The organism is Alphaproteobacteria bacterium PA2 (genome assembly GCA_002256425.1).
GTDB lineage: Bacteria > Pseudomonadota > Alphaproteobacteria > Caulobacterales > Caulobacteraceae > Phenylobacterium.
In genome coordinates this window covers 540,849-565,832 of the sequence record NKIZ01000001.1, presented here as the reverse complement: position 1 = coordinate 565,832, position 24,984 = coordinate 540,849, and the positions used below count along the sequence as shown (strand labels likewise).

Genomic DNA, 24,984 nt, shown 5'->3' with positions numbered 1-24,984 from the left:
AGCGGTCTAGCGGCCGTACCTCTGGGCCATGATCTCGCCGATGACCGAGACCGCGACCTCCCAGGGCGCCTTGCCGCCGATGTCCAGGCCGATGGGCGCCTTGACCCGGGTCAGTTGTTCCTCGGGCACGCCCGCAGCCCGGAGCGGCGCCAGCCTTTCGGCCAACCGCTTGCGGGCGCCCAGCAGCCCCACATATCCCGCAGAAGAAGGCAGAGCGGCCGCCAGGGCGTCCCGATCGGTCTCGAGATTGTGCGTGGCCACGGCGATGGCCGTCCAGGCGTCTGTCCCGATGGCTGCGAGGGCCGACTGCGGATCATCGCGACGATAGGCGAGGCCCGGAATCGGCGGCGGCGTCTCTGGCCCCTTGGGCCGGACAAATGTGGTCTGAAGGCCGCTCTGGGCGCCCAGCTGGGCGATGGCCAGGGCGGTGGGGTCAGAGCCGAAGACCACCAGTTTCTGGGGCGGATCATAGTCCCGCTGCACAGCGTCCGGCCAGGGCGCGGCCTTGTCCCGCTCGAAGCAGACCTGTCTTGCCCCATCGCTCACCCAGCTGACCGGCCGTCGTTCGTCTTCGGCGCTCAGCAGGTCTGACAGGGCCGGAGAATCGGGGGCGACCCGCTCCAGGAAGATCTCGATCCCGGCGCCGCAAAGCAGCTGGATATCGGGCCAGGGGCTGCCTTGACCATAGACCAGGCGTCTGGGCTGACCGTCAGCAAGGCAGGCGTGGGCGTGGTCTGCGATATCGGCCTCGACACAGCCCCCCGAGAAATATCCGGAAACCAGACCCTCGGCGAAAACCATCTGGGTGCCGACCGGGCGGGGCCCGCCGCCGTCCACCCGGATGAGGGTGGCGAGGATCATGGGCATGTTGGCGGCCCTTGCCTGGCGCAGGGCGGGGCGGACATCGTCGGTCAGGCCGAACATCGGCCATTCGGGAAGGGGCTCTCTCATGACCCCGAACCTTAACTCCCCGGAAGGGTTTCAGACACCGGTTCTTTAGGCCTTTGTCCCAATATGAGCCTTCGATCTTCCTTCGTCAGGGCGTTTTCCGCAGTTCATGACCGGTTTGCTTACCAAGTTGGGCCTGTCTTCGGGCCAGTTCGCCCTGGACCAGGTGGCTGTGCGCGGTCGCCCGCCACAGGCCGAAGTGCGCGATATTCTGGACATCGCCGGACGCTCGGGTCTCAAGGCCTTTGACCTTGCCGGGCGCTCGCCCCAGGCCGAGCTGGACATTGGCTCGGTCATGCCGCGACCAAATCCCTTCAACGTCACCATTTCCACGGTCCGCGCCGATCGCGGTCCCGATCTGGTTGAAGCCGAAGCCCGCGCCGTCCTGAGGCGACTGGGAGTCGAGCAGGCTGACTGTCTGCTGGTGCCGTCCGCCTCGGAACTGTTCGGCCCCCATGGTCTGGCCCTCTGGGACCGGCTCAAAATGCTCAAGGACCAGGGTCTGACCCGCAAGATCGGCATTTCGGTCTTCGCTTCGGACGATCCCCTGGGTCTTGCCCGCCGTTTTCGCCCTGATGTGGTCCAGGCGCCCGCCAGCTTGCTGGATCAGCGCCTGCTGATCGACGGAACCCTGGCCGCCATCGCCGGCATGGGCCTGGAAGTCCAGCTCCGGTCGATCTTCCTGAACGGCCTTCTGCTGCTGCCGCCGGAACGGGCGCCGAGCCATCTGAAGGCCGCGACCAATCGAATCCACCGCGCCCGCCGCCTGATCGCCGAGGGGCGGTCCGACCCGCTTCAGGCCGCCCTGGGCTTTGCCCTGTCCCGTCCTGAAGCCAGCACGGTCCTGGTGGGCGTAGGATCCGTCGGCGAAATGAACGCCGTGATTGGCGCCGCCTCCCGTCCAATTCCGGATCTCGACTGGGACGACATGGCCATGGATGATCCAGAAGCCCTGGACTCCCGCGCCTGGGCTGCGGCCTAGTCTCGTCAGTTGACGCAGTCGTCCATGCCTTCGCGCCGGACCGTCCCGGCCGCTGCGCCGATCCTGCCTGAACGCTTTCTGACATAGGGTCCAGGCGCCGCCGCGCGCCACTTCAGGGGACTGGGCAGTATGGCCGCCAGTCGTGCAGCCTGGGTGGGGGTAAGCTTGTCCGCCCCTACGCCGAAATTCTTCCTGGCTGCGGCGTCGGCGCCATAAATGCCTGGCCCCCATTCAACACTGTTCAGATAGACCTCCATGATCCGCTTCTTGCCCCAGAGCAGTTCGATCAGGACGGTGAAATATGCCTCCAGGCCTTTCCGGACATAGGAGCGCTCGGGCCAGAGAAAGACATTCTTGGCAGTCTGCTGGCTGATGGTCGAGCCGCCGCGGATCCGCTTGGATTTCTCATTGTGTGCGAAGGCCTTTTCCATGGCTGTGAAGTCAAAGCCGTGGTGCTGGCAGAACTTGGCGTCCTCGGCGGCGATCACCGCCCGGGGCAAGCTGTTGGACATGTCGTCAATGGGCCGCCAGCGACGGGCGAAGCCCTGACCTTCTACCGTTCTCTGGACCATCAGGAAGGTGACCGGAGGCGGCACGAACCGATAGACCGACACGGCCAGAACCGGTCCAACCAGGCCGACAATGACCAGCAGGCCGAGCAGGCCTCTCAGGAGTTTGGCCATCCGGCCCCGGGGTCTTGTCTTTGGCATCGGGCCCCTGTTGAAGTGGGGCCTTGCCCTGCCCCTGGGGACAAGTGCTAACGGGCTCGTCAGCGGCGTCAAGCCGCGACGCCACAGACCCGGGAGAATCAGATGGATGTCAGCCAAGCCGTAGCCCGTCGCACCTCGGTGCGGGCCTTCAAGGCCGAGACACCGCCCCAGGCCCTGGTGCAGGAGATCCTGGAGGCCGCCGCCCGGGCGCCGTCCGGCGGCAATCTTCAGCCCTGGCGGGTTTATGGCCTGGCGGGCGCGGCGCTGGACGATCTGAAGGCGAAGGTGGCCGCAAACCCCTTCGGCGAAGAGCCTGAATATGATGTCTATCCCGCCAACCTCTGGGACCCCTTCCGCACCCGTCGGTTCCAGAATGGCGAAGAGCTCTACGCCTCCATCTCCATTCCCCGGGAAGACAAACCTGCGCGCCTGCGCCAGCTGGCGAAGAACGGCGAACTGTTCGGCGCCCCGGTGGGACTGTTCTTCTGCCTGGACCGCAAGCTGGGACCGCCCCAGTGGTCGGACCTGGGCATGTACATGCAGACCGTCATGCTGCTGGCGGTTGAGAAGGGGCTTTCGACCTGCGCACAGGAATACTGGGCGCGCTATCCCAAGACCCTGGCCGATGTCCTTGGCCTGCCGGAGGACCACATGGTGTTTTCCGGCATGGCCCTGGGCTATGCCGACGACACCGCGCCGATCAACGGATGGCGTTCAGCCCGTGACCCGTTCAGCGTCTGGGGCGAACTGAAGGGCTGGGCCTAGATTACCTCGGAGACGCCGGCCCCGCCGCCTTCGTCGCCCCAGGCCACCCGCTTGCCGTCCGGGCTGATGGCCAGGGCGCTGATGGGGTCGCCCTTCTCGGATTTCACCGGCCGGGTCTTCTGGTCGGTCAGGTCGCAGACCCAGACCCGTCCGTCATCCAGACCGGCCGCGACCCGATTGCTGTTGGGGGTGGCGGCCACGCGGATGACCATGGCGCTTTCGTCATAGCCGATCTCGGCGGCCTGCTTGCCCAGGGGACCGGTGGCCCCGGCGAAGGGCCAGATCACCACCCCATTGGCGCCTGAGGTGGCAAGCATCAGACCCTTGGCCAGGAAGGCCATGCTCTTCACCTTGCCTGGATAGCCGCCCATCTTGAGGTTCTTGTCGTCGGCCACGCGCCAGCCGTGAAGCTGGTTCTCCTGCATGGCGCTCATCAGGAACTTGCCGTCCGGGCTCCAGGCCAGACCCACATGGCTTCCCGCCCACTTCAACAATTGCGGCTTCTGCTCGGCGATCCTGGCATACCAGAGCCAGGCGCCGCCATAGGTGGCCACGGCCAGGCGACGGCCCTTGGGATCAAAGGCCACGTCGGCCACGGATTTTTCATGCTGGAAGGTCCGCGAGAAGGCCGGGTCTGCGCTGTCACGGACATGCAGTTCCTTTCCGGCCCCGAAGGCGATGAGTTTCGACTCAGGGCTGGCCGCAACAGTGTCGATCCAGCGCCCCGGGATCCTGGCGATCTCCTCGACTGCCTCTTTTCTGGTCCACACCACCCGGCCGTCATCGCCTCCTGTCAGCAGGCCAAGGCCGCCGGGATGCAGGGCGGCGGACAGGACCACGCCATTGTGCGCCTCCTGGGTCTCGCCGGTTTCAAAGGCGATCCTGCCATCGCCAAGGGCGAAGGCGGCCATTCCGGACCGGTCAAACAGGGCGGCGGTCACATAAGCGTCGAAAGAATAGGTCATGTGCTTCCATAGAGCGTGACGAGGCGTTGGAAAACGCCCTGACTACGAATTGGGCGAGTCTCGTCACTTGTTGAGAAAGGCTGACAGTAGGGGCTTTACAAGCTGCTTACGATTGGCGATGGGTGTCGGGACAGACGGACGGGCGCACATCCGGGCGCCCTCAAGGGAAGGATTTTCTTATGGGAGCGAAGCTGGGCGGTGGCGGCGGCGGCCGTTTCAACCTCGGCCAGAACAGCGACATCAACGTCACGCCTTTCGTCGACGTTATGCTGGTTCTGCTCATTATCTTCATGGTGGCCATTCCGGCCGCGACGGTTTCCATCAAGCTCGATCTGCCGCCGGCCATTCCGCCGCCGCCGAACGCGCCGAAGCCGCCGGAGCCGACGGTCATCAACATCCAGGCCAATGGCGGGATCTATATCGGTGAGGCCCAGACCTCGATCGATAACCTCTCCGGCGATCTGGCGCGCAAGCTGAACAAGCCTGATCCCACCAAGGAGCGGGTCTATATCCGCGCTGACCGGACCGTTCGCTACGGCCAGTTCATGGAAGTCATGAACACCCTTCAGGGCAATGGCTACTTCCAGGTCGCGTTGATCAACGAAGACCTCTAGGCCCAGCCAGACAAGATCAAGCCCGCCTCGGGAAACCGGGGCGGGCTTTTTTGTGCCTGGATGTCACCCGGGAACAGTCCCGGACCGGGATCAGGCCGCGCAGGCCTCGAACCCGGCCTTGAGGGCGGCCTCATCGAGATTGCGGCCGATGAACACCATGCGGGAGGAGCGGGTTTCCCCCGGCTTCCAGTCCCGCTGGAAATCGCCTTCCAGAATCATGTGGACCGCCTGGAAGACCAGCCGCCGGTCTTCGCCTGCGACGTCCAGAATGCCCTTGGCCCGCAGGATGTCAGGGCCCTGGGTCTGCAGCACGCCGTTCAGCCAGGCGGTCACCCGGTTGGCGTTCAGCGGCTTATCGAAGGCCAGGGAGATGCCGCGAATGCCGGCTTCGGCGGCGTGGTCGTGGTGATGATGGTCATGGTCATGATGATCGTGGCCATGGTGGTCATGATCGTGGTGATCATGGTCGTGGTCGCAGTTTTCGTCGTGGACATGGCCCGCTTCGCCGTGGGCGGGGTTCAGGAATTCCGGCTGGAGTTCGGTAATGCGCTCCAGGTCAAACCCGCCACGTCCCAGAATCATTTCCAGGGGCACGTTGGACCTCTGGGCCCGGTGGATCGGCGCCAGGGGGTTGAGCCGCCGGATGCGGGCTTCCACATCGCGAAGCTGGGCCTCGCTCACCAGGTCGGTCTTGTTCAGGACGATCTGGTCGGCGAAGGCGATCTGCTCCACCGCCTCTTTGGAGTCCGCTAGGCGAAGAGGCAGGTACATGGCGTCGACCACAGTGGTGACGCTGTCCAGCTGGGTCTTGGCGCGGACATCATCGTCAACGAAGAAGGTCTGGGCCACCGGGCCTGGGTCGGCCAGTCCCGTGGTCTCGACGATAATGGCGTCAAAGCCGCCCTTGCGCTTCATCAGGCCCGACAGAACGCGGATCAGGTCGCCGCGCACCGTGCAGCAGACGCAGCCATTGTTCATTTCAAAGACCTCTTCGTCGGCGCCGACGATAAGGTCATTGTCGATGCCGATTTCCCCGAATTCATTGACGATGACAGCGTAGCGCTTGCCATGGTCTTCCGAGAGGATGCGGTTCAGCAAGGTGGTCTTTCCGGCGCCGAGATAGCCGGTGAGAACGGTGACGGGTGTCTTCTGGGTCATGGGTCCCATGTAATGCGTCCAGGGCCGGGAGGGAACAGTCTCCGGCGTCAGAGACTTGACCGATCAACAGTGTTACACAATAACACTTCCGCGACGCCCTCCCCTGATGGCCCCTGAGATCTCCGTGACAAGCCCGCTGGCGACAACTCCTCCCCTGGACACCTTCCGCAATGATCGCGCCTATCTGGGCGCTGACCATGCCCGCAATGAGCGGCGGACCTGGCTGGTGGTCGCCATCTGCGTGGTCACCATGGCCGTCCAGATCATCGGGGGAATGGTCTTTCATTCCATGGCGCTGATCGCCAACGGGCTGCATCTGGCGGCCCATATCGTGGTCCTGGCCGCTGCCGCCGTGGCCTATGGCATTTCCCGCGCCTTCGCCCGGGACTCCCGCCTTGCCTTCGGCACAGGCAAGGTGGGGTATCTGGTAGGCTTCGCCAATGGCCTGGTCCTGGCGACCACAGGCCTGATGATCGGTATTGAAAGCCTCCAGCGGGTCTTCCAGCCCGAGGAGATCGCCTATGTGGGCGCTCTGGAGCTGGCGGCCCTCGCCCTGCTGGTCAACCTGCTCTGCGTGCGCATCCTGCAGCCGAAGGCGGCCGCAGGGCCGGATACGGATGGTGACCTCAACCTGTCTGCAGCCCATCTGCATCTGACGGCTGACACGGTGGTCTCGGGACTGGCCATTCTGAGTCTGGCGGCAGGCCGGGCGTGGGACCTGACCTGGGCGGATCCTGTCGCCGCCATGGCTGGCGCGGTCCTGGTCTGCCACTTCGCCTGGAAGCTCTTGCGCCGGACCGGCGCGGCCCTTCTGGACGCCACACCCTCCCGAGCCCTGATGGACGATATCAGGCAGAGGCTGACCGTGGATGGCGCCCAGGTCATTGACCTTCACGTCTGGCGTTTGGGACCCGGGCATCACGCTGCGATTATCGTCCTGCAGGCCGAGACGCCTGAACCGGCCCTGGCCTATCGGCGTCGCCTGGAAGGCATTCCCGAGCTCAGCCACATTACAATTGAAGTACGGGCCAACGGCGACGCTTGACGGGCGCCCCCGGATCAAGACTCAAGGGAGGGCATGAGTCGTCAGACCCTGAGTCCCATGCCCGCCCCGCCCAAGGTGCGGAGGAGCCTCGCCCGCAAGGCAAGGCGGGCTGCTGCAGGTCTGTTCTGGAAACTGGCGGATGGCGGGTGGCTCCTGGTGGTCGCCGGGAGCAAGGGCCTTGGCCGGCTCAGGCTCGGGGTGGCTACCGCTCCCGCACGCCTGCTTCGAAGCCTGAGGGGCCTGCCGGATACGGCGATAGACATGGCCATAGGCGGCGCCCTCAAGACCTTCGAACTGCGCTGGCCCCTGGTCACCATGGCGAGCCTCGCCGGCGCCACGGCCATCGCCGGACAATTACCCACGCCGGAGACAGCGGCGGAGTTGAAGGCGCCAAAGCCTGTCCGGCTCATGCCGACGCTCCTGGCGGTCAAGGACAGCTCGGCTCAGGCCCCGAAGCCTGGCCCGGAAGCCTTGCAGCGGGATCTCGACTCTCTCGCCGAGGCGTTCGGCGAGACCGTCGGCCTGGCGATTGTCGACATCTCGGCCAACTGGATGGTCGATGTCCGCGGCGACGAGGCCTTTCCCCAGCAGAGCGTTTCAAAGCTGTGGGTGGCCCTGACAACCCTGTCGGCGATCGACAGGGGCGCAGCCGGTCTTGATGACGCGGTCGTCCTGACCGAGTCCGACAGGAGCGTCTTCAATCAGCCCGTATCCTATCTGATCACGCCGGAAGGCTTTCCCACCACGGTCGAAGACCTGCTCAGGCGCGCCCTGATCGAAAGCGACAATGCCGCAAACGACAAGCTGATGGCCCTGGCCGGAGGGCCGGGAGCTGTCCGTCGCTTGCTCCACGAAAAGGGGCTCGAAGGCATTGCACTGGCGGAAGACGAGCGTCACCTCCAGGCCCATATCGCCGGGCTGACCTGGAGTCCTGAACTGGCCCCCTATGGCGCCTTCAACGCCGCCCGGGCGCATCTGCCGACTGAAGCGCGAAAGGCGGCCCTGGAGGCCTATCTGTCCCGGCCCTATGACGGCGCGCGCCCCGGTTCAGTGGCTGTGGCCCTGGGCCGTCTCCAGGCCGGAAAGCTGCTGTCGAAGGAGTCCACCCGCTGGATGCTCGACACCATGGCCAGGGCGACCACTGGCCCGAACCGCCTGAAGGGCGGACTGCCAGACGGCTGGCGCATAGCCCACAAGACCGGGACCGGACAGGATTTCCAGGGCAGCTCCATAGGAATCAATGATGTTGGCCTGATCACCGCCCCGGACGGTCGGACCTACGCCGTGGCGGTTTTCCTGCAGAGAACCCACAACCCCGTTTCTGAACGTCTCGCCTTCATGCAGGCCGTCAGCCAGGCTCTTGTCGCCCATTGGGAGCAGGAGTCAGATAAATCCCCCGCAGCGGGGTCAAAAGAGTCCAGGGCCGCCGACTGAATCCCGCCGGTTCGCGTTGACTTGCCGCAGGTGGTCTGTATAAGACCGCGCTTCTCGCTCGCGGGCCAACTCGCGGGCGTAATCCTTTTTGCACTGTATCCAAGGCGCGAATTATGTACGCGGTGATTAAAACCGGCGGAAAGCAATACCGGGTCCAACCTGGTGATGTGATGGTCGTCGAGAAGCTCGACGGCGAGCCCGGCGCCAATGTGGCGTTCGGCGAAGTGCTGATGCTGGGCGATGGCGACGCCGTCACCCTGGGTGAGCCCACCGTCGCCGGCGCCACCGTCAACGCGACCCTGGTCGAAACCCGCAAGGGTGAGAAGGTGAAGATCTTCAAGAAGATCCGCCGTCAGGGCTATCGTCGCACCAAGGGCCATCGCCAGACCGAAACGGTCCTGCGCGTCACGGCCATCGAAGGCGCTGGCAAGAGCGCCAAGTGGGACGGCGTGGTCGACATGACCACCAAGGCCATGATGAACGCCCGCGCCCGGAACCTGACCCACGTGATTGCAACTCTGGAAGCTGCTGCAGCGCCGGTCGCTGAAGCCAAGGCTCCGGCCAAGGCCAAGGCCGCTCCGAAGGCTGAAGCCGCGGAAGGCGCAGCTGCTCCCGCCAAGAAGGCGGCGCCGAAGAAGGCTGCCGCCAAGAAGTCCGACGCTGAATAAGCGTCGGTCTCGTCGAATTTAGGAGGCCAAGATGGCACACAAGAAATCTGGCGGTTCATCCCGTAACGGCCGCGACTCAGCGGGCCGTCGTCTCGGCGTGAAGAAGTTCGGCGGCGAAGCCGTGATCGCCGGCAACATTATCGTGCGCCAGCGCGGCACGAAGTTCTTCCCGGGCGACAATGTCGGCATGGGCGTGGACCACACCCTCTTTGCGACCGCCCATGGCGCCGTGAAGTTCGTGACCAAGCGCGACGACCGCACCTACGTGAATGTGGTCACCGCAGAAGCTGCAGCTAGCTAGGCGAACCTGAATTACAGGTCCGCCCCAGGCGGACCGAACAGATCTCCCGAAACGGGGAGTCCGGACCGCCGGGCTCCCCGTTTTTCGTTTCTGAAGGCCCCCAGAGAGGGCCGGGAGGTCAGGATGAGACCCTTCGAGATCCAGAGCGTCATCGAGACGCCCAGCCTGCGACTGAGACCGCCACGGCTGAACGACGCTGGCCGTCTGGCCAAACTGCTGAACGACTTCGAAGTGGCCAGGATGACCACCTCGATCCCCCACCCCTATGGAATCGAGGACGCTGAGCAGTTCCTTCGCGATGCAAGCCATGAGACCTTTGTGATTGACCACCCGGACCATGGCCCCATCGGGACTGTGGGCTTTTCCGAGGGTGAGGGACGGCGGGCGGAGCTTGGCTACTGGATCGGCAAGCCCTATTGGGGCTGCGGCTTCGCCACGGAAGCGGCGAGAGGCGCCCTGAGCTGGGCCAGGTCGGTCTGGAACCGGCGCCATGTGGCGGCGCGGCACTTTGTCGACAATCCTGCATCGGGCGAGGTCCTGTGCAAGGCAGGCTTCCTCTATACCGGTCAGGTGACGCCTTCGGTCAGCAAGGCCCGAGGAGACATTGTGCCATCACGCTGGATGGTCTGGCTGGCATGACCTTCGTCTTCCTCTGTGTTAGAGACTTCTCCCTTGAGACTTAAACGTCTCAGGGGATCAAAAAGGCTCTAATTCAAGATGTTAGAGCATGTTTCGATCCGATAACCGGTTCCCACTTATCGGAACATGCTCTAGAGCCTGCCCATGAAATTTCTTGACCAGTGCAAGGTGTACATAAAGTCCGGAAACGGGGGCGGCGGCGCCGTGTCCTTTCGTCGGGAAAAGTACATCGAGTATGGCGGACCTGACGGCGGCGACGGCGGCAACGGCGGCAGCATCTGGATGGAGGCGGTCGAAGGCCTGAACACCCTGATCGACTACCGCTACCAGCAGCATTTCAAGGCTGACACCGGCATTCACGGCATGGGCCGCAACCGCCACGGCGCCAATGGCGAAGACATTGTCCTGAAGGTGCCGGTGGGAACCCTGGTCCTGGAGGAGGACAAGGAAACCCTGATCGCTGACCTGGAAAAGGCGGGTCAGAAGATCCTGCTGGCCAAGGGCGGCAATGGCGGGTGGGGCAATGACCGCTTCAAGGGCCCCATCAACCAGGCGCCCTATCACGCCAATCCGGGCCAGGACGGCGAGGAAAAGGTCATCTGGCTGCGGCTGAAGCTGATCGCCGATGTGGGCCTTGCCGGACTGCCCAACGCCGGCAAGTCCACGTTCCTGGCTGCGGCCAGCGCCGCCAAGCCCAAGATCGCCGACTATCCCTTCACTACCCTGGCGCCCAATCTCGGCATTGTGGACCTGTCGCCGGAAGAGCGGTTCGTCATGGCCGACATTCCCGGCCTGATCGAGGGCGCTTCCGAAGGCGCGGGCCTGGGGGTCCGGTTCCTGGGTCACGTCGAGCGCACCGCTGTGCTGATCCATCTGGTGGACTGCACCCAGACCGATGTGGTCCAGGCCTGGCAGACCGTGCGGACCGAACTTGAGGCCTATGGCGAGGAGCTGGGCGACAAGGTCGAAATCGTCGCCCTGAGCAAGATCGACGCTCTGGACGCAGACACCCTGGAAATGCAGCGCGAAGCCCTGGCCGAAGCTGTGAACGGCCCTGTGCGGCTGGTCTCGGGGGTTTCCGGCATGGGCGTGAAGGAACTCCTTCGGGAAGCCTATTCCCTGGTTCGGGAGCGCAAGGCCAGGGCGGCGGAAGAAGCCCTGGCGAAGACCGGCCAGGCGCCAGCGGACTGGACGCCGTGAGCGAACTGACCGCCGCAAGGCGGATTGTCGTCAAGGTCGGATCTTCCCTGCTGGTCGGCGCCGATGGTGCGCCTGATGGAGCCTGGCTCAGCGCCCTTGCGGCGGACATTGGCCGGCTTCGGGATCGCGGACAGCAGGTGCTGGTGGTTTCCTCAGGCGCCGTGGCCCTTGGTCGAAAGCGCCTGTCCCTGGGCAAGCGCGCCCTGACCCTTCCCGAGAAACAGGCCGCCGCCGCTGCGGGCCAGTCGGCCCTGATGCGGGCCTGGGAGCTGGCCCTGGAGCCCTTTGGCCTGTCGGCCGCCCAGATCCTGCTGACCCGGGACGACACCGAGGTCCGTCGCCGTTGGCTTAATGCCCGGGCCACGACCGAGACCCTGCTGACCCTGGGCGTCATCCCGGTGGTCAACGAGAACGACACCGTGGTCACCGAAGAAATCCGCTATGGCGACAATGACCGTCTGGCCGCCCGGGTGGCACAGATGATCGGCGCCGATGTCCTGGTCCTGCTTTCGGACATTGATGGCCTCTATTCGGCGGATCCCCGCAGCAATCCCGACGCTGTCCATATTCCGCGCCTGACCCACCTGACCGCCGAGATCGAAGCCATGGCCGGAGGCGCCAATCAGGGGGCGGGAGTCGGCACCGGCGGCATGGCGACCAAGATCCTGGCCGCCCGTATCGCCCAGCAGGCCGGCTGCGCCACAATCATCACCCTGGGATCCCGTCCCGCGCCCCTGGCGGCGGTCGAGGCCGGCGAGCCCGCGACCCTTATCGAACCTGCCCTCTCCGCCAAGGCTGCCTACAAGGCCTGGATCGCCGGATCCCTGAGCCCCGTGGGGGGCCTGACCATAGACGCAGGCGCCGCCCGGGCCCTGGCTACCGGTAAGAGCCTGCTGCCCGCCGGGGTGAAGAACGTCACGGGCCGGTTTGAAAAGGGCGACGCGGTCCTGGTGCGCGATGAGGCCGGCCATGAGATCGCCCGGGGCCTGGTCCGCTATGACGATTCCGACGCAGCGCGGATCTGCGGCTTGAAGTCTGCAGCCATTGAACAGGTTCTTGGCTTCTCTGAGGGGCCGATGATTCACGCCGATGACCTGGCCCTGCTATTTGAACCTTTGGAGAAACCCGCCTAGTAAGGCTCAACGTGAGCATATGGCGGCGACCTTGGACCACACGGGCGGAAACTTGCAGGAAGAGACGGGCGCGCGCGGCGAAGCCCTGCTGACCCTGCAAAGCGGTATGTTGATACCATTTTCCGGCGACCGCTTCACCCGGGTCAGCGCCGACCTTGCCAGGGCTTTCGCCCCCGGCGACCAACTTGTGGTCGTTCAGGATACCGGAGACCTTCTGCACATTCCGGCAGGCGTTCAGGCACTGGCCCGCCAGGCCGTCACTGAGGCGCATCAGGCGTTTCATCAGATGGCGTCGGTGAGCGATGCCCAGATCACCGCCTTCTTTGATCTCTTCGCCACAGCCCTGGAGGACGACGCCGTCTGGGCGCAGATCTCCGAGGCGAACAGTCGCGATGTCGCCCGGGCGTTGGAAAGAGGTCGCTCCACGACCCGCCTGAAGGCCGACGCCAACATGCGGCGGGACATGATCGCCGGGCTTCGGGTCTGGCGGGACCAGCCTGGCGGCCGTGACGCTGTCCTTGAGCGCATCTCACATTCGGGCTGGGAGATCGAGCAGGTCAAGGCGCCGCTGGGTGTGGTCGGCTTCGTCTTTGAAGGCCGACCCAATGTCTTCGCCGACGCTACCGGCGTGATCCGCGGCGGCAATACCGTGGTCTTCCGGATCGGGTCCGACGCCCTTGGAACAGCCCAGGCCATAGTCCGTCACGCCCTGGATCCCGCCCTTCAGTCAGCCGGTCTGCCAGCCGGGTCTGCGCGGTTGGTGGCCTCTGCGGAACACGCTGCAGGCTGGGCCCTGTTCAGCGACAGACGTCTGGCCCTCGCGGTTGCGCGGGGCTCAGGGCCTGCCGTCGCCCAGCTCGGCGCCATTGCCCGGCAAGTCGGCGTTCCGGTCAGCCTGCACGGCACGGGCGGCGCCTGGATGGTGGCGGATGACAGTGCTGACGCCGATCGCTTCTTCGCCGCGGTCTATCACTCCCTCGACCGCAAGGTCTGCAACACCCTCAATGTCTGCGCCATTGTCCGCTCCCGTGCGCAGGACCTGGTTCCGCGTTTCCTCGCAGCGCTGGAAGAGGCAGGTCAGAGGCGGTCGGGTTACCGGCTGCATGTCTTGAGCCCAGGCGTCGCCATGGATGCGCCGCATGACCTGATTGCCGAAGCCGCCCTCGCGACTGAATGGGAGTGGGAAGACAGGCCCGAGGTTACCCTGGCCATTGTCGACGACCTCGACCACGCCATCGCCCTGTTCAATCGCTACAGCCCGAGGTTTGGCGCCAGCCTGATCGCGGAGGACGCTGAGGCCCAGTCCCGTTTCTTCGCCAGCCTCGATGCGCCATTTGTCGGCGATGGCTTTACCCGCTGGGTGGACGGACAATACGCCCTGGACAGGCCGGAACTGGGCCTGTCCAACTGGGAGAATGGCAGACTTTTCGCCAGAGGCGGCGTCCTGGCCGGGGACGGGGTCTTCACCATCCGGGCCCGGGTGCGGCAGAGCGACCGCAATCTCGATCGCAATCCTGACACGGCGAAATCCTTTTGACCTCTCTGGCGCGCCATGTGGTCAGCCGGAGTCGCTAGACGCATTCCGCCCGCCGGGCGGCCGGCGACCCTGCGGCTGGGGTTCAACCTTACGCCGGGCATGCGCGTGGGAATCTATGGGGGATCCTTCAACCCCGCCCACGAAGGCCACGCCCACGTGGCGGAGACGGCGCGACGCAAGCTGGGGCTGGACCGGGTCATCTGGCTGGTGTCTCCCCAGAACCCGCTGAAATCGACCCACGAGACCGCCAGCCAGGCCGAACGCATGACCGGCGCCAGAAGGTTTGCCCGCGGCCCCAACATGATCGTTTCAGACGCGGAATCCCGCATCGGCACCCAGTACACCATCGACACCCTGAGAGCCCTGAAGGGGCGCTTCCCGGCCGTGAAGTTCGTCTGGCTGATGGGGGCTGACAGCCTGGCCAGTTTCCACCGTTGGCGGGGTTGGACCCAGATCATGCAGGTCGCGCCTGTGGCGGTGGTGTCCCGGCCGTGGATATCCCTGAAGAGCCGGTTTGCGCCGGCAGCCAAGCGTTTCGCCCATGCCCGGCTGCCCATTGATCAGGCCCGCGGCCTGGCCGACCGACAGGCGCCCGCCTGGGTCTTCCTGAATGGTCCCCTGAACTTCCAGTCTTCGACAGCCCTGCGGGAACGCATGAGATCGCGGAAAACCCGGCGCCGGTGAGACGGTGGCTGACCTTTTACACAAGGTGTGCTAGGGAAAGGTTTGAGCGAGGCTACAAAGGAGCGACCCCGCTGAGCCCTGACCCTGCGCCTAGCGCGCAAACGGCCCCGGTTACCCCCGAGGGCGACCCTAGCGCCCGCATTGCGGCCCTTGGGGAAATGATCCTGGCGCGTCTCGACGACGACCAAGCCCAGGACGTGGTTTTCATCGACCTGAAAGGCAAGAGCGCTGTGGCTGACGGGCTGATCGTCGCCTCGGGGCGTTCGCATCGCCATGTGGGCGCCATTGCAGACCACCTGCTGCGCGCCCTCAAGGACCAGGGATATGGCAAGGCCCGGGTTGAGGGTCTTCCCCACTGTGACTGGGTCCTGATCGACACGGGCGATCTTATCATCCACCTGTTCCGTCCTGAAGTCCGGACCTTCTACAATATCGAGAAGATCTGGTCGGTCGACGCTTCGGCGCACATCGCCTTCAATTGAAGCTGACGATCCTTGCGGTCGGGCGACTGTCACGGTCGCCCGAAGTCGATCTGGTCAAGACCTATGTGGACCGCGCCACGGCGGCGGGCCGCGCCCTTGGTCTAGGTCCCGTTGAAGTCCTTGAGGTCGAATCCCGCAAGCCCGGCAAGGCCGCCGAAGCCGAAGTCCTGCGACCTCACCTGGCCGGCGCCCATGTCATGGCCTGCGATGAGCATGGAGCCGCCTACACCTCCCGGGCCTTCGCCGCCGAACTGGGCCGGATCCGCGATAAGGGCGCCCGCCGGATGGTCATGATGATCGGGGGCGCCGACGGCCTTGATCCGGAGCTTCTGGCCGCGGCAAATAGCAAGCTGGCCTTTGGTCCCCAGACATGGCCCCACGCTCTTGCGCGGGTCATGCTTGCCGAGCAGGTCTATCGGGCGGTGACGATTCTGGCGGGAGGCCCCTATCATCGGGACTAGGACGATACAGGCCCTGAGCCTTGGCCTGGTGTTGGTGGCGATAGCGGGCTTTGGCGCCCTTGCCCTGGCGCAGGAACCTCCCCTTTCGGCAATCAATGAGCGGGAGAAGGCCGTCAACGCCCTGCAGGGACGCAATCGCAGCCAATTGGCCCGCCTGCTGACCGTGCTTGTGAGGTTTCGCCGGGACCCTCCCCCTCCGCTCCTGGTCAGACCCAATGACGCCGTCGACGCCGCGCGGGCCGCGATCCTGGTCAAGGCGATCACCCCTGAGCTCCAAAGACGCGCCCGGATCTATTCCGGGGAAGCACAGGAAATCGCGCGACAGCGCCGGCTGGCCGCTGTCGCAAACGAGGCCGGGTTTACGGAAGACAGCCAGGCGGCGGATGACGAGGACAACGGACCCGTCGCAACCGTTGCGACGATTACCGGCGAAACCAGCCAGTTTGAGCTGGTGGCCCCCAAGCGCCTCCTGCCACCCCTGGACGGCAAGGTGCTTCACGGCTTTGGCGACGACCTTTCAGCCGGTGGCAAGTCCAACGGCCTGACCCTCGCCACCCAGGCCAGGACATCAGTCTATGCGCCAGCAAAGGGGCTGGTTCAGTTTGCAGGACCGGTAAAGGGTTGGGGGGTCGTGGTCATATTGCGGCTTACGGGCGGATATCACCTGGTGCTGGCTGGCCTGGAAGGGTCCAGCGCCAATCCGGGCGAGGATGTGTTTCCCGGAGCCAAGATCGGTTGGATGCCAGATGGGGGTGAGGGACCGCCCCAGCTCTATCTCGAGGTTCGGGCAGGCGAGACCCCGGTGAACCCCAGCCCCCTGCTGAAATCGCCAAGCGGTTGACCGAAATAAATCTTGCGTCTGCACCTCGAGTTCGCAGATGTGTGGGATCGCAATCCGGCCAATTTTCGCCGCACCCTGGGTCTAGGACAAAGCCATGAAGAAGCACCTGCTGATCGGCGTTTCCGCCTTTGTCCTGGGCGCTGCAACCATGGCCTATGTAAGCCAGCAGGCGATCGCCTCGGCCGAGCCCCGCGCCAGGACCTATCACATGCTCGAACTGTTCGGAGATGTGGTTCAAGCGGTGAAGCAGCAGTACGTCACTGAAGTTGACGACAAGAAGCTCATCGAGGCGGCCATCGACGGCATGGTGACCTCGCTGGATCCGCACTCAAACTATCTGACGGCGGAGTCCTTCAACGACATGCGCGACCAGACCCGTGGCGAGTATGGCGGCCTGGGCATTGAGATCACCAGCGAAGACGGGGTGGTGAAGGTCATTTCGCCCATGGATGGGACCCCGGCCTTCAAGGCGGGGATCAAGGCGGGCGATTACATCACGGCGGTCAATGGCCAGAGCGTGCTCGGCCTGTCTGTCAGCGAGGCCGTCAAGCAGATGCGCGGAAAGCCTGGCGAGGCGGTCACCTTGACCATAGCAAGGCAGAAGACCGACCCCTTTGATGTCAAACTCGTCCGCGAGGTGATCAAGACCAAGTCCGTGAACGCCCGGCAGGAGGGCGACTATGGCTATCTCAGGGTTTCTGCCTTCAATGAAAAGACGACGGATGAAGCCGAGGCGGCCATCGCCGATCTGAAGGCGAAGAATCCGAAGATGAAGGGCCTGATCCTCGACCTCCGGAACAATCCCGGCGGACTGCTTGACCAGGCGGTGGGAATTTCAGACCTCTTCCTCGAGGGCGGAGAGATCGTGTCCCAGCGTGGGCGCGACGCCCGGGACATCGAGCGCTACAACGCCAGGACCGGCGATGCGACCGGGGGCCTGCCCATGGTCGTTCTGATCAATTCAGGATCGGCCTCTGCGGCTGAAATCGTCGCAGGCGCCCTGCAGGATCGCAAGCGGGCGGACGTGGTCGGGCTGACCAGCTTCGGCAAGGGCTCGGTCCAGACGGTCATTCCCCTGCGCGGGGGGGCTGACGGCGCCCTGAAGCTGACGACTGCGCGCTACTTCACCCCGTCGGGCCGGTCGATCCAGAAGACAGGGATTATACCCGATCTGGAAGTGGCCGAGACCCGGGAACAGGCCCAGGCCATAGCCAATCGCGCCTTCCAGTTTTCCGAAGCCTCGTTCAGCAATGCCCTGACGGCTGACGAGGGAAAAACCCGGGTCGGCGCTCACGAGCCGGCTGAAGCGCCTCCGGCGGAGTTCGACACCAAGACCGGCGACTTCCAGCTTGCACGGGCCAAGGACGTGCTGAAATACGGGGGTGTCGCGACCACGCCGAAACTGCCCAAGCTGCAGGCCCGGCTGGCGGAAATCGTCGGGGCAAAGGCGCCAGCAAAACCGGATCCCAAACCGGCTCCGTCCAGCAAATAGACCCCGGCCAGGACGGCGCGGAGGGCCGAATTTAGGCCTTCATTAACCATGTTGCGGGAGTGTCCGGTCTGGAGGCTCGCCCATGTTTTCCAGGAAGAATCTCAATCCGGCGCCGTCGATTTCGGTTCCCGGCTTCAACGCCTCCGAGCTGATGAGCCGTGCGTTTGCAAACCCGTACCTCGGGGCGGGCGGCGCTGCGGCCCTGTTTATCACGACGGGTATGGTCCTCATCTCCCTGCTCGGCGATCCTCATGCTGGGACGCCACAGGTGCGCATTTCCCTGGCCAAGGTTGCCGCCATGGCAGCCCCTCCCGGTTGGCGGGAAGCCCTTCGGGCCCAGCAGCCAGGGCTCCCCACAGTGACGGAAGATGTCTATCAGCTGACCGACAGCCCTGTTGTTGTGGCGGCCGCCGACAATCAGGCGACGATCACCATGACCGAGTCGATCCCGGTCGGGCCCCGCGATCCCCTGCCCCAGGCGCCCATTGCTGGTCTGACATCCGAGGGTCCAGGCGGCCTGCTGCCGATCATCGGGGGCGATGGTCGCACCCCGGCCCAAGCCTATGCCCGTCCCTTTACCTCCAATGGCCGCCCGAAGATCGCGCTGATGATTGGCGGCCTTGGTCTGAACGCCACCTCTACACGCCAGGCGATCGAGCAATTGCCTCCAGAGATAACCCTGTCCTTCGTGCCCTATGCCGAGGGTCTGCAGGGCTGGATTGATCTGGCCCGGGCCAATGGCCACGAAGTCCTGCTCGAAACCCCCATGGAACCCATGGACTATCCCGCGAATGATCCGGGCCCATATACCCTGATGGCCAATGCCCAGAACGCCGACACGGTCCGCAAGCTTGAGTGGCTGATGAGCCGCGCGACGGGCTATTTTGGCGTCACCAACTATCTGGGTTCGCGGTTTGTCGGGTCTGACGCCGGCATGGCGGCCTTCACAGGCGCCCTTCGCGGACGGGGCCTCGCCTTTGTGGATGACGGATCTGCGGCCAAGCGCGGCGGCGGTGTGCCCCGGGCGTCAGCTGAGCGGATCATTGATGACCAGCTGTCCGGCGCCGCCATTGACCAGCAATTGCTGGCCCTGGAAGCGGGCGCCCTGCAGAAGGGCCAGGCCCTGGGCTCGGCCTTTGCCTATCCGATCACCCTCAGCCAGGTGAGCGCCTGGGCGAAGTCTGTGGAAAGTCGCGGCTATCAACTGGCGCCGGCCTCTGCCCTGACCTCGCGCCGGTGACCGACACCAGCGCCTACCGCCCCAATGTCGGGGTCGTCCTGTTTCATGGAGACGGCCGGGTCTGGATGGGTCGTCGCGCCGGCACGCCCGAGCCCTATAACTGGCAGTTTCCGCAAGGGGGCGTGGATGAGGGCGAAGAGCTGGAGGCTGCCGCCTTCCGGGAGCTCCAGGAGGAGACCGGCATCCGGTCAGCAAGCCTGCTGGGGCGCACCGCAGACTGGCTGACCTATGACTTCCCGGCCCATCACGCGTCTTCAAAGGTCTACAAGGGGTGGAAGGGCCAGAAGCAGATATGGTTCGCCCTGCGATTTGAGGGCGCCGACCATGAGATCGACCTTGGGCAGCACGGGGTTCCCGAATTTGACGCCTGGCGATGGGGCGCCCTGGATGAAGCACCTGGATTGGTCGTGCCCTTCAAGCGGCCGATATATGAAACTGTTCAGCAAACCTTCGCTCATTTTGCGCGATAGTCAGGGGAATGCTGCGCGGGACTTCGCGGCGGCGATCCAAGGCTCTAAGGTCAAGGCATGAACTCCTCAAAGCCGCCAGTCATCATGGTGCATGGCGCCTTCTGCGCCGGCTGGACCTTCGATAACTTCCGCAAGCCCTTTGAACAGGCGGGGCACCGGGTGGAATGCCCTGATCTCAAGGGGCATGCCGAGGGCGGGGGCCGGGACGCCACGGTTGGCGTCTCCATGTCGGACTATGCCCGCGAGATCGCCGAGCTTTGCCGCCGATCGCCGGAGCCGCCGATCCTGGTCGGGCATTCCATGGGAGGTCTCGTAGCCCAGCTTGCAGCCCGTCGGGCAAGGGTGAAGGCCCTGGTTCTGCTCGCCCCCTCGCCGCCCTGGGGTGTCGCGAGCTCGTCCATTGAAGAGGCCTCAACCGCCTTTGGTCTGCACCTGCTGGGGCCGTTCTGGATGCAGGCTGTGACGCCGGATCGCAGCCTCATGAGGAATTTCAGCCTCGACCGCATGGAACAGGCGGAGCGCAGCCTGGTCCTGGACCGACTATGCCGGGAAAGCGGGCGCGCCCTCTGGGAAACCCTGAACTGGTGGCTGGATCCTTTCATGACCACCAGCCTGGGAGTCGGACCGATTTCAGCGCCCAGCCTGGTCATGGTGGGGGCCAGGGATGTAGTGCACCCGCCCATGACCGCCCGGATGACCGCAGAGCGTATTGGCGCCCAATACCTTGAGCTTCCCGGCATGAGCCACTGGTTGCCGGGGGAGGAAGGCTGGGAAGACGTGGCAGGCCATGCCCTGGCCTGGCTGGGTCAGACGGTAGAGGCCGCCTGAGCCAGAGGTGCCTGGCTGATGGCCTGGTTCCACAGGTCAGTTTTCACGCCCTTGAAGAGCAGCCAGAGGCAGAGGCAGGACTCGCCGATGAGGGCTGGCAGGAGAATGGCTGGCGACAGGATGGCCGCCACCCGAGGCGCGACCAGCACCGCAAGGGACGAGACGAGATAGCTCAGCCCGGCCGCCACCATCAGCAGACCCACCAGCCGCGGCAGATATCGCGACTGATGAATCAGGAAGCCGCTGACCAGACAGGCGGCGCCGAAGAACATCAGTGTGATGTGAAAGGCGACATCATGGACCTTCAGGGAATAGGTCGCCAGGGCATAGGCCAGTTCCGGCGCCTGTGATCTCGAAGCGAGTGCAAGGGTGGGTTTCACCAGGATCAGGGAGACCTTGCTGACCGCCTCAACGGCGAGGGAGGCGAGATTCAGCAGGACAAACAGGCCGGCAAGGTTGCGGTTGACGGGGCGGAGCAGCAGATACTCGATCCACAGCTGCACAACAGCGATCAAGGGCACGATCAGGTTTCCGGCGACACTGAAATCCCAGACCGCCTGGGAGCCCGCGAGGTTTCGCGCCGTGGCCGCCATGTCGCCGGAGACCACAAGGGTGTTCATCACCACCCCCTCGCTGAACCCCCCGAACAGAATGACAAGCAGGTAGATTCCGCCCGCTACCCGGGCATAGGCCTGGGGAGAGGACTCAGGGGATGGCAGCCAGGACGGATTGGCGAGGGGGCGATGTGGAAGTTCAATTAAATGTGTCATACGTAAGAGAATACTGACATATGTACGTGAGTCAAGAGGCGGGACCATATCCCCAACGAAAAAGGGCGCCGGTGTTTCCACCGACGCCCTTCAACTGGACATTTTGGCTGGTTCTAGAACTTGCGCTCGGAGTAGAGCACTTCGCCCATGCTCCATTTTGGGGAGACTTCGGACCCGTCAGGCTTCTTCAGCTGCAGGAAAACCAGGCCGATGGAATCGTGGTCCGTGAAATATTCCCAGGAATTGGTGATGCGCTTGTAGTCGGTGGCCGGGACATAGTCGTTGCGCTGCTGCAGCAGCTCGGGCTTGTGCAGAAGCGAGAAGATATTCAGGCCCACAATGATCGGCTTTTCCTCACCGGTCGTGTAGTTGATGGCGATCCGGCAGACTTCCTTGTTTGAGCCCGGCGCGTAGATCGTCAGGGTGTAGGGCTTGGCCACCAGGGTGGTGGTATAGGTCATGTCCCGCTTGTTCTTCTTGTAGCCCATGGCCGGCGTCGCAAGCTTGTCGAGGTCGCCGCCACGCACCAGCGGGACGCAGATGTTGTTGATCACCGAGATGATCTGCCCAACTTCACCATCGGTAGGCACGGTGTAGGTCTTTTCGGGAACAACCGGCGCGGCTTCCGGGATCAGGATGTCGGCCGCAGCTGCCGGAGCCGCAGGGGCGGCGACGGGGGCCGCCGCTGGCGGTGCAGGTGTTTGGGCCGAAGCAGCGACAGCGACGCTGGTGGCGGCAATGAAGGTGGCAAATGCTGAGCGCATGTCGGGTCCCTGACTATCTTTCTATCACACTCAATTGTTCCGTCCCTCGCAAGGCCCCTAACGCGACTTTGCGGCGAAGACGTGACACGGGCTTAAACTTCAGTCGCCCGTTCCGCTAAAATAGTCAGACCTGCGGGGGTCACGTCGGCGAACCCGCCCTGGACTTCATAGGTCGTGGTGGATCCGCCGGAGAAAACCCGGACCGGACCTTCCCTGAGGGCCGTCATGAAGGGCGCATGGCCCGGCAGGACGCCGAAGTCGCCCTCTGCGCCTGGCGCATCAACCTGGTCGACCTCTCCGGAAAACAGCTCGCGTTCCGGAGAGACCAGGGAGAAGTGAAGCTTGGCGGCCATCAGGCTCAGGCTTCCGAAGCCAGTTGCTCGGCCTTGGCCACGGCGTCTTCAATGGTGCCGACATTGTAGAAGGCTGCTTCCGGGAGGTGATCGTATTCACCGTCCACCACCGCCTTGAACGAGCGGATGGTGTCTTCCAGGCTCACGAAGATGCCAGGCATGTTGGTGAACTGCTCGGCCACGTGGAATGGCTGGGACAGGAACTTCGAGATCTTCCGGGCGCGGGAGACGGTCAGCTTGTCCTCTTCGGAAAGCTCATCCATGCCCAGGATGGCGATGATGTCCTTCAGGGCCTTGTAGGCCTGCAGGGTCTCCTGGACGCGACGGGCGACCTGATAGTGCTCTTCACCGATCACCAGGGGGTCCATGATCCGCGAAGTGGAGTCCAGCGGGTCCACGGCGGGGAAGATGGCCTGGGCGGCGATGTCGCGGCTGAGCACGGTGGTCGCATCCAGGTGGGCGAAGGAGGTGGCGGGCGCCGGGTCGGTGAGGTCGTCGGCGGGAACGTAGATGGCCTGGACCGAGGTGATGGAACCCTTGGAGGTCGAGGTGATCCGCTCCTGCAGATTGCCCATTTCCGTGGCCAGGGTGGGCTGATAGCCCACGGCCGAGGGAATACGGCCGAGAAGCGCGGACACTTCCGAACCAGCCTGGGTGAAGCGGAAGATGTTGTCGATGAACAGCAGAACGTCCTTGCCTTCCTGGTCGCGGAAATATTCCGCCTGGGCCAGGCCGGTGAGGGCCACCCGGGCGCGGGCGCCGGGAGGTTCGTTCATCTGGCCATAGACCAGGGTGCACTTGGAGCCCTCGGTCGAACCGCCATGCTCGCGGGGATCGACGTTCACATTGGACTCGATCATCTCGTGATAGAGGTCGTTGCCTTCGCGGGTGCGCTCACCCACGCCGGCCAGAACCGAATAACCGCCATAGGCCTTGGCGATGTTGTTGATCAGCTCCTGCATGGTCACGGTCTTACCCACGCCCGCGCCGCCGAACAGGCCGATCTTGCCGCCCTTGGTGTAGGGGCAGAGCAGGTCGACAACCTTGATGCCGGTGACCAGCACTTCGGCCGAGGTGGATTGCTCGGAGAAGGACGGCGCTTCCCGGTGGATCGGGCTGGTGAAGGTGGTGGCGATCGGGCCAGCTTCGTCAATCGGCTCACCGATGACGTTCATGATGCGGCCCAGGGTCGCCGGCCCGACCGGGACGGTGATGCCGGCGCCGGTGTCGACCACGTCCTGACCGCGGGTCAGACCCTCGGTGGTGTCCATGGCGATGGTGCGGACCGTGTTCTCACCCAGGTGCTGGGCGACTTCCAGGACCAGGCGGAACGGCTTGCCGGTACGCTGGTCGGTGTTGGAGGTCTCAAGGGCGTTCATGATCGACGGCAGGTGGCCGACAAATTCGACGTCGACGACGGCGCCGATGACCTGAACGATCTTGCCGGTTGCAACGGCCTTCGGGGCCGAGGCGGCGGGCTTCGGAGCGGCTGCCTTCTTGGCGGCGGGCGCCTTGGCTGCTGCGGCCTTGGGGGCTGGAGCTTTTGCGGCGGCCGGCTTCTTGGCGGGGGCCTTCGGGGTCGTAGCCATGGGTTCGGACTCTTTCGGTTAGAGCGCTTCGGCGCCGGAGATGATCTCGATCAGCTCCTTGGTGATCTGCGCCTGGCGGGTACGGTTTTTCAGCAGGTTGAGTGCGGCGATCATGTCGCCAGCAGCACGGGTCGCATTGTCCATGGCCGACATCTGGGCGGCGAAGAAGCCGGCCTGATTTTCCAGCATGGCCGACAGGACCTGGACATTGAGATTGCGGGGCAGGAGGGTTTCGAGAATGGCCTCTGCGTCCGGCTCGTATTCGTAGCTGGCGCCCTGCAGGTCGACGGCGCCGGATCCGCTGACCTGGGCCGGGATCATCTGCTGGAAGGTCGGGGTCTGGGTGACCACGGACTTGAACTTTGAAAAGGCCAGGGAGACCACATCGACCTCGCCGGCCTCGAACATGGCGGCGACCTTCTGGCCAACGGTTTCAGCGACCGCCAGCGAAGGGGTCGCGCCCGCTTCGATGCTTTCGACGATCCGGTCGCCATAAAGACGCTTCAGCTGATCCCGGGCCTTCTTGCCCAGGGTGATGATCTTTACGTCCTTGCCCTCGGCGATGAGGGAGGCGATCCGCTCCCGCGCCATCCGGACGATGGAAGAATTGAAGCCGCCCGCCAGACCCCGGTCCGCCGTAGCGACGATGACCAGGTGCTTGGCGTCCTGACCCGTGCCGACCAGCAGCTTGGGTGCGCCGTCGCCGGACACCCCCGCCGCCAGGTTGGCGATGACCGAGGCCATGCGCTCGGCATAGGGGCGAGCGTTTTGCGCAGCCTGTTGCGCGCGTCGCAGCTTGGCCGCGGCGACCATTTGCAGCGCTTTCGTGATCTTCTGCGTGGATTCCACGCTTTTGATCCGATTGCGCATCTCCTTGAGGCTGGCCATCTCCTGAAAACTCCGCCGTTTCT

At 64.5% G+C, this 24,984-nt stretch carries 28 protein-coding genes; 19 read left to right on the top strand and 9 right to left on the bottom strand.

What is annotated here, in order from left to right; translation table 11 throughout:
* Positions 1-6: 6 nt before the first annotated feature.
* Positions 7-924, bottom strand: a complete 918-nt coding sequence (locus CFE28_02840; GenBank protein OYU69022.1) for a xanthine dehydrogenase — start codon at positions 922-924, stop codon at positions 7-9.
* 133 nt (positions 925-1,057) lie between these two features.
* On the opposite strand from CFE28_02840, the gene CFE28_02835 reads away from it, so the two are divergent.
* Entirely contained in the window at positions 1,058-1,930 is an 873-nt protein-coding gene (locus CFE28_02835; protein ID OYU69021.1) for a bifunctional regulator KidO, read from the top strand.
* Positions 1,931-1,935: 5 nt separating this feature from the next.
* Here the strand turns inward: CFE28_02835 and CFE28_02830 are convergent, their stop codons facing one another.
* A complete protein-coding gene (locus CFE28_02830) occupies positions 1,936-2,613 on the bottom strand; it encodes a monofunctional biosynthetic peptidoglycan transglycosylase (protein OYU69020.1) in 678 nt (225 codons plus the stop codon).
* 129 nt (positions 2,614-2,742) lie between these two features.
* On the opposite strand from CFE28_02830, the gene CFE28_02825 reads away from it, so the two are divergent.
* Entirely contained in the window at positions 2,743-3,405 is a 663-nt protein-coding gene (locus tag CFE28_02825) for a nitroreductase family protein (protein ID OYU69019.1), read from the top strand.
* On the opposite strand, the gene CFE28_02820 is transcribed toward CFE28_02825, so the two are convergent.
* A complete protein-coding gene (locus CFE28_02820; protein ID OYU69018.1) occupies positions 3,402-4,370 on the bottom strand; it encodes a hypothetical protein in 969 nt (322 codons plus the stop codon). The two genes, CFE28_02825 and CFE28_02820, sit on opposite strands and share 4 nt — an antisense overlap.
* Before the next feature lie 179 nt (positions 4,371-4,549).
* On the opposite strand from CFE28_02820, the gene CFE28_02815 reads away from it, so the two are divergent.
* Complete coding sequence (locus CFE28_02815; GenBank protein ID OYU69017.1) at positions 4,550-4,984, top strand: biopolymer transporter ExbD; 435 nt, start codon at positions 4,550-4,552, stop codon at positions 4,982-4,984.
* Positions 4,985-5,074: 90 nt separating this feature from the next.
* On the opposite strand, the gene CFE28_02810 is transcribed toward CFE28_02815, so the two are convergent.
* Entirely contained in the window at positions 5,075-6,151 is a 1,077-nt protein-coding gene (locus CFE28_02810; GenBank protein OYU69016.1) for a cobalamin biosynthesis protein CobW, read from the bottom strand.
* A 97-nt stretch (positions 6,152-6,248) separates the two neighbouring features.
* Between CFE28_02810 and CFE28_02805 the strand changes: the two genes are divergently transcribed.
* The 16 genes from CFE28_02805 to CFE28_02730 all read left to right on the top strand — a co-directional run bounded on the left by CFE28_02805 (position 6,249) and on the right by CFE28_02730 (position 20,597).
* Complete coding sequence (locus CFE28_02805; protein ID OYU69015.1) at positions 6,249-7,187, top strand: cation transporter; 939 nt, start codon at positions 6,249-6,251, stop codon at positions 7,185-7,187.
* Positions 7,188-7,220: 33 nt separating this feature from the next.
* The gene (locus CFE28_02800; protein ID OYU69014.1) at positions 7,221-8,621 is read left to right on the top strand and encodes a serine hydrolase; all 1,401 of its coding nucleotides are present in this window, start codon (positions 7,221-7,223) and stop codon (positions 8,619-8,621) included.
* 113 nt (positions 8,622-8,734) lie between these two features.
* The gene (gene rplU / locus CFE28_02795) at positions 8,735-9,289 is read left to right on the top strand and encodes a 50S ribosomal protein L21 (GenBank protein ID OYU69013.1); all 555 of its coding nucleotides are present in this window, start codon (positions 8,735-8,737) and stop codon (positions 9,287-9,289) included.
* A gap of 31 nt (positions 9,290-9,320) precedes the next feature.
* Positions 9,321-9,590 carry a 50S ribosomal protein L27 gene (locus tag CFE28_02790; GenBank protein OYU69012.1) on the top strand — a complete coding sequence of 90 codons (270 nt, stop codon included), beginning with the start codon at positions 9,321-9,323 and terminating at the stop codon, positions 9,588-9,590.
* Positions 9,591-9,713: 123 nt separating this feature from the next.
* Positions 9,714-10,229, top strand: coding sequence for a GNAT family N-acetyltransferase (locus tag CFE28_02785; GenBank protein ID OYU69011.1), 516 nt, complete (start codon positions 9,714-9,716; stop codon positions 10,227-10,229).
* Between the two features lie 144 nt (positions 10,230-10,373).
* Positions 10,374-11,429: a GTPase ObgE gene (obgE, locus tag CFE28_02780; GenBank protein ID OYU69010.1), complete on the top strand. Its 1,056-nt coding sequence runs from the start codon at positions 10,374-10,376 to the stop codon at positions 11,427-11,429.
* Positions 11,426-12,562, top strand: coding sequence for a glutamate 5-kinase (locus CFE28_02775; protein ID OYU69009.1), 1,137 nt, complete (start codon positions 11,426-11,428; stop codon positions 12,560-12,562). The genes obgE and CFE28_02775 overlap by 4 nt, the downstream gene beginning before the upstream one ends.
* 19 nt (positions 12,563-12,581) lie before the next feature.
* Entirely contained in the window at positions 12,582-14,099 is a 1,518-nt protein-coding gene (locus CFE28_02770) for a glutamate-5-semialdehyde dehydrogenase (GenBank protein OYU69008.1), read from the top strand.
* 15 nt (positions 14,100-14,114) lie between these two features.
* A complete protein-coding gene (locus CFE28_02765; GenBank protein OYU69007.1) occupies positions 14,115-14,783 on the top strand; it encodes a nicotinic acid mononucleotide adenylyltransferase in 669 nt (222 codons plus the stop codon).
* Positions 14,784-14,923: 140 nt separating this feature from the next.
* Positions 14,924-15,265, top strand: a complete 342-nt coding sequence (gene rsfS, locus CFE28_02760) for a ribosome silencing factor (GenBank protein ID OYU71525.1) — start codon at positions 14,924-14,926, stop codon at positions 15,263-15,265.
* Positions 15,262-15,726 (top strand): 23S rRNA (pseudouridine(1915)-N(3))-methyltransferase RlmH, encoded by a 465-nt coding sequence (locus CFE28_02755; GenBank protein OYU69006.1) that lies wholly within the window; start codon positions 15,262-15,264, stop codon positions 15,724-15,726. The genes rsfS and CFE28_02755 overlap by 4 nt, the downstream gene beginning before the upstream one ends.
* Complete coding sequence (locus tag CFE28_02750) at positions 15,713-16,567, top strand: peptidase M24 (protein ID OYU69005.1); 855 nt, start codon at positions 15,713-15,715, stop codon at positions 16,565-16,567. Before CFE28_02755 ends, CFE28_02750 begins: the two co-directional genes overlap by 14 nt.
* 94 nt (positions 16,568-16,661) lie before the next feature.
* Positions 16,662-18,059, top strand: coding sequence for a peptidase S41 (locus CFE28_02745; protein ID OYU69004.1), 1,398 nt, complete (start codon positions 16,662-16,664; stop codon positions 18,057-18,059).
* An 82-nt stretch (positions 18,060-18,141) separates the two neighbouring features.
* Entirely contained in the window at positions 18,142-19,299 is a 1,158-nt protein-coding gene (locus CFE28_02740; GenBank protein OYU69003.1) for a hypothetical protein, read from the top strand.
* On the top strand, positions 19,296-19,769 hold the full coding sequence (locus CFE28_02735; protein OYU69002.1) for an RNA pyrophosphohydrolase: 474 nt from the start codon (positions 19,296-19,298) through the stop codon (positions 19,767-19,769). The genes CFE28_02740 and CFE28_02735 overlap by 4 nt, the downstream gene beginning before the upstream one ends.
* A gap of 57 nt (positions 19,770-19,826) precedes the next feature.
* A complete protein-coding gene (locus tag CFE28_02730; protein OYU69001.1) occupies positions 19,827-20,597 on the top strand; it encodes an alpha/beta hydrolase in 771 nt (256 codons plus the stop codon).
* On the opposite strand, the gene CFE28_02725 is transcribed toward CFE28_02730, so the two are convergent.
* The 5 genes from CFE28_02725 to CFE28_02705 all read right to left on the bottom strand — a co-directional run bounded on the left by CFE28_02725 (position 20,576) and on the right by CFE28_02705 (position 24,961).
* Positions 20,576-21,367 (bottom strand): hypothetical protein, encoded by a 792-nt coding sequence (locus CFE28_02725; protein OYU69000.1) that lies wholly within the window; start codon positions 21,365-21,367, stop codon positions 20,576-20,578. The genes CFE28_02730 and CFE28_02725 overlap by 22 nt on opposite strands.
* A 113-nt stretch (positions 21,368-21,480) precedes the next feature.
* Positions 21,481-22,131 (bottom strand): hypothetical protein, encoded by a 651-nt coding sequence (locus tag CFE28_02720; GenBank protein ID OYU68999.1) that lies wholly within the window; start codon positions 22,129-22,131, stop codon positions 21,481-21,483.
* Positions 22,132-22,223: 92 nt separating this feature from the next.
* Entirely contained in the window at positions 22,224-22,484 is a 261-nt protein-coding gene (gene atpC, locus CFE28_02715; GenBank protein ID OYU68998.1) for an ATP synthase F1 subunit epsilon, read from the bottom strand.
* Between the two features lie 5 nt (positions 22,485-22,489).
* The gene (gene atpD / locus CFE28_02710) at positions 22,490-24,073 is read right to left on the bottom strand and encodes a F0F1 ATP synthase subunit beta (GenBank protein ID OYU68997.1); all 1,584 of its coding nucleotides are present in this window, start codon (positions 24,071-24,073) and stop codon (positions 22,490-22,492) included.
* Between the two features lie 18 nt (positions 24,074-24,091).
* Positions 24,092-24,961, bottom strand: a complete 870-nt coding sequence (locus tag CFE28_02705; GenBank protein ID OYU68996.1) for a F0F1 ATP synthase subunit gamma — start codon at positions 24,959-24,961, stop codon at positions 24,092-24,094.
* Positions 24,962-24,984: the final 23 nt, after the last annotated feature.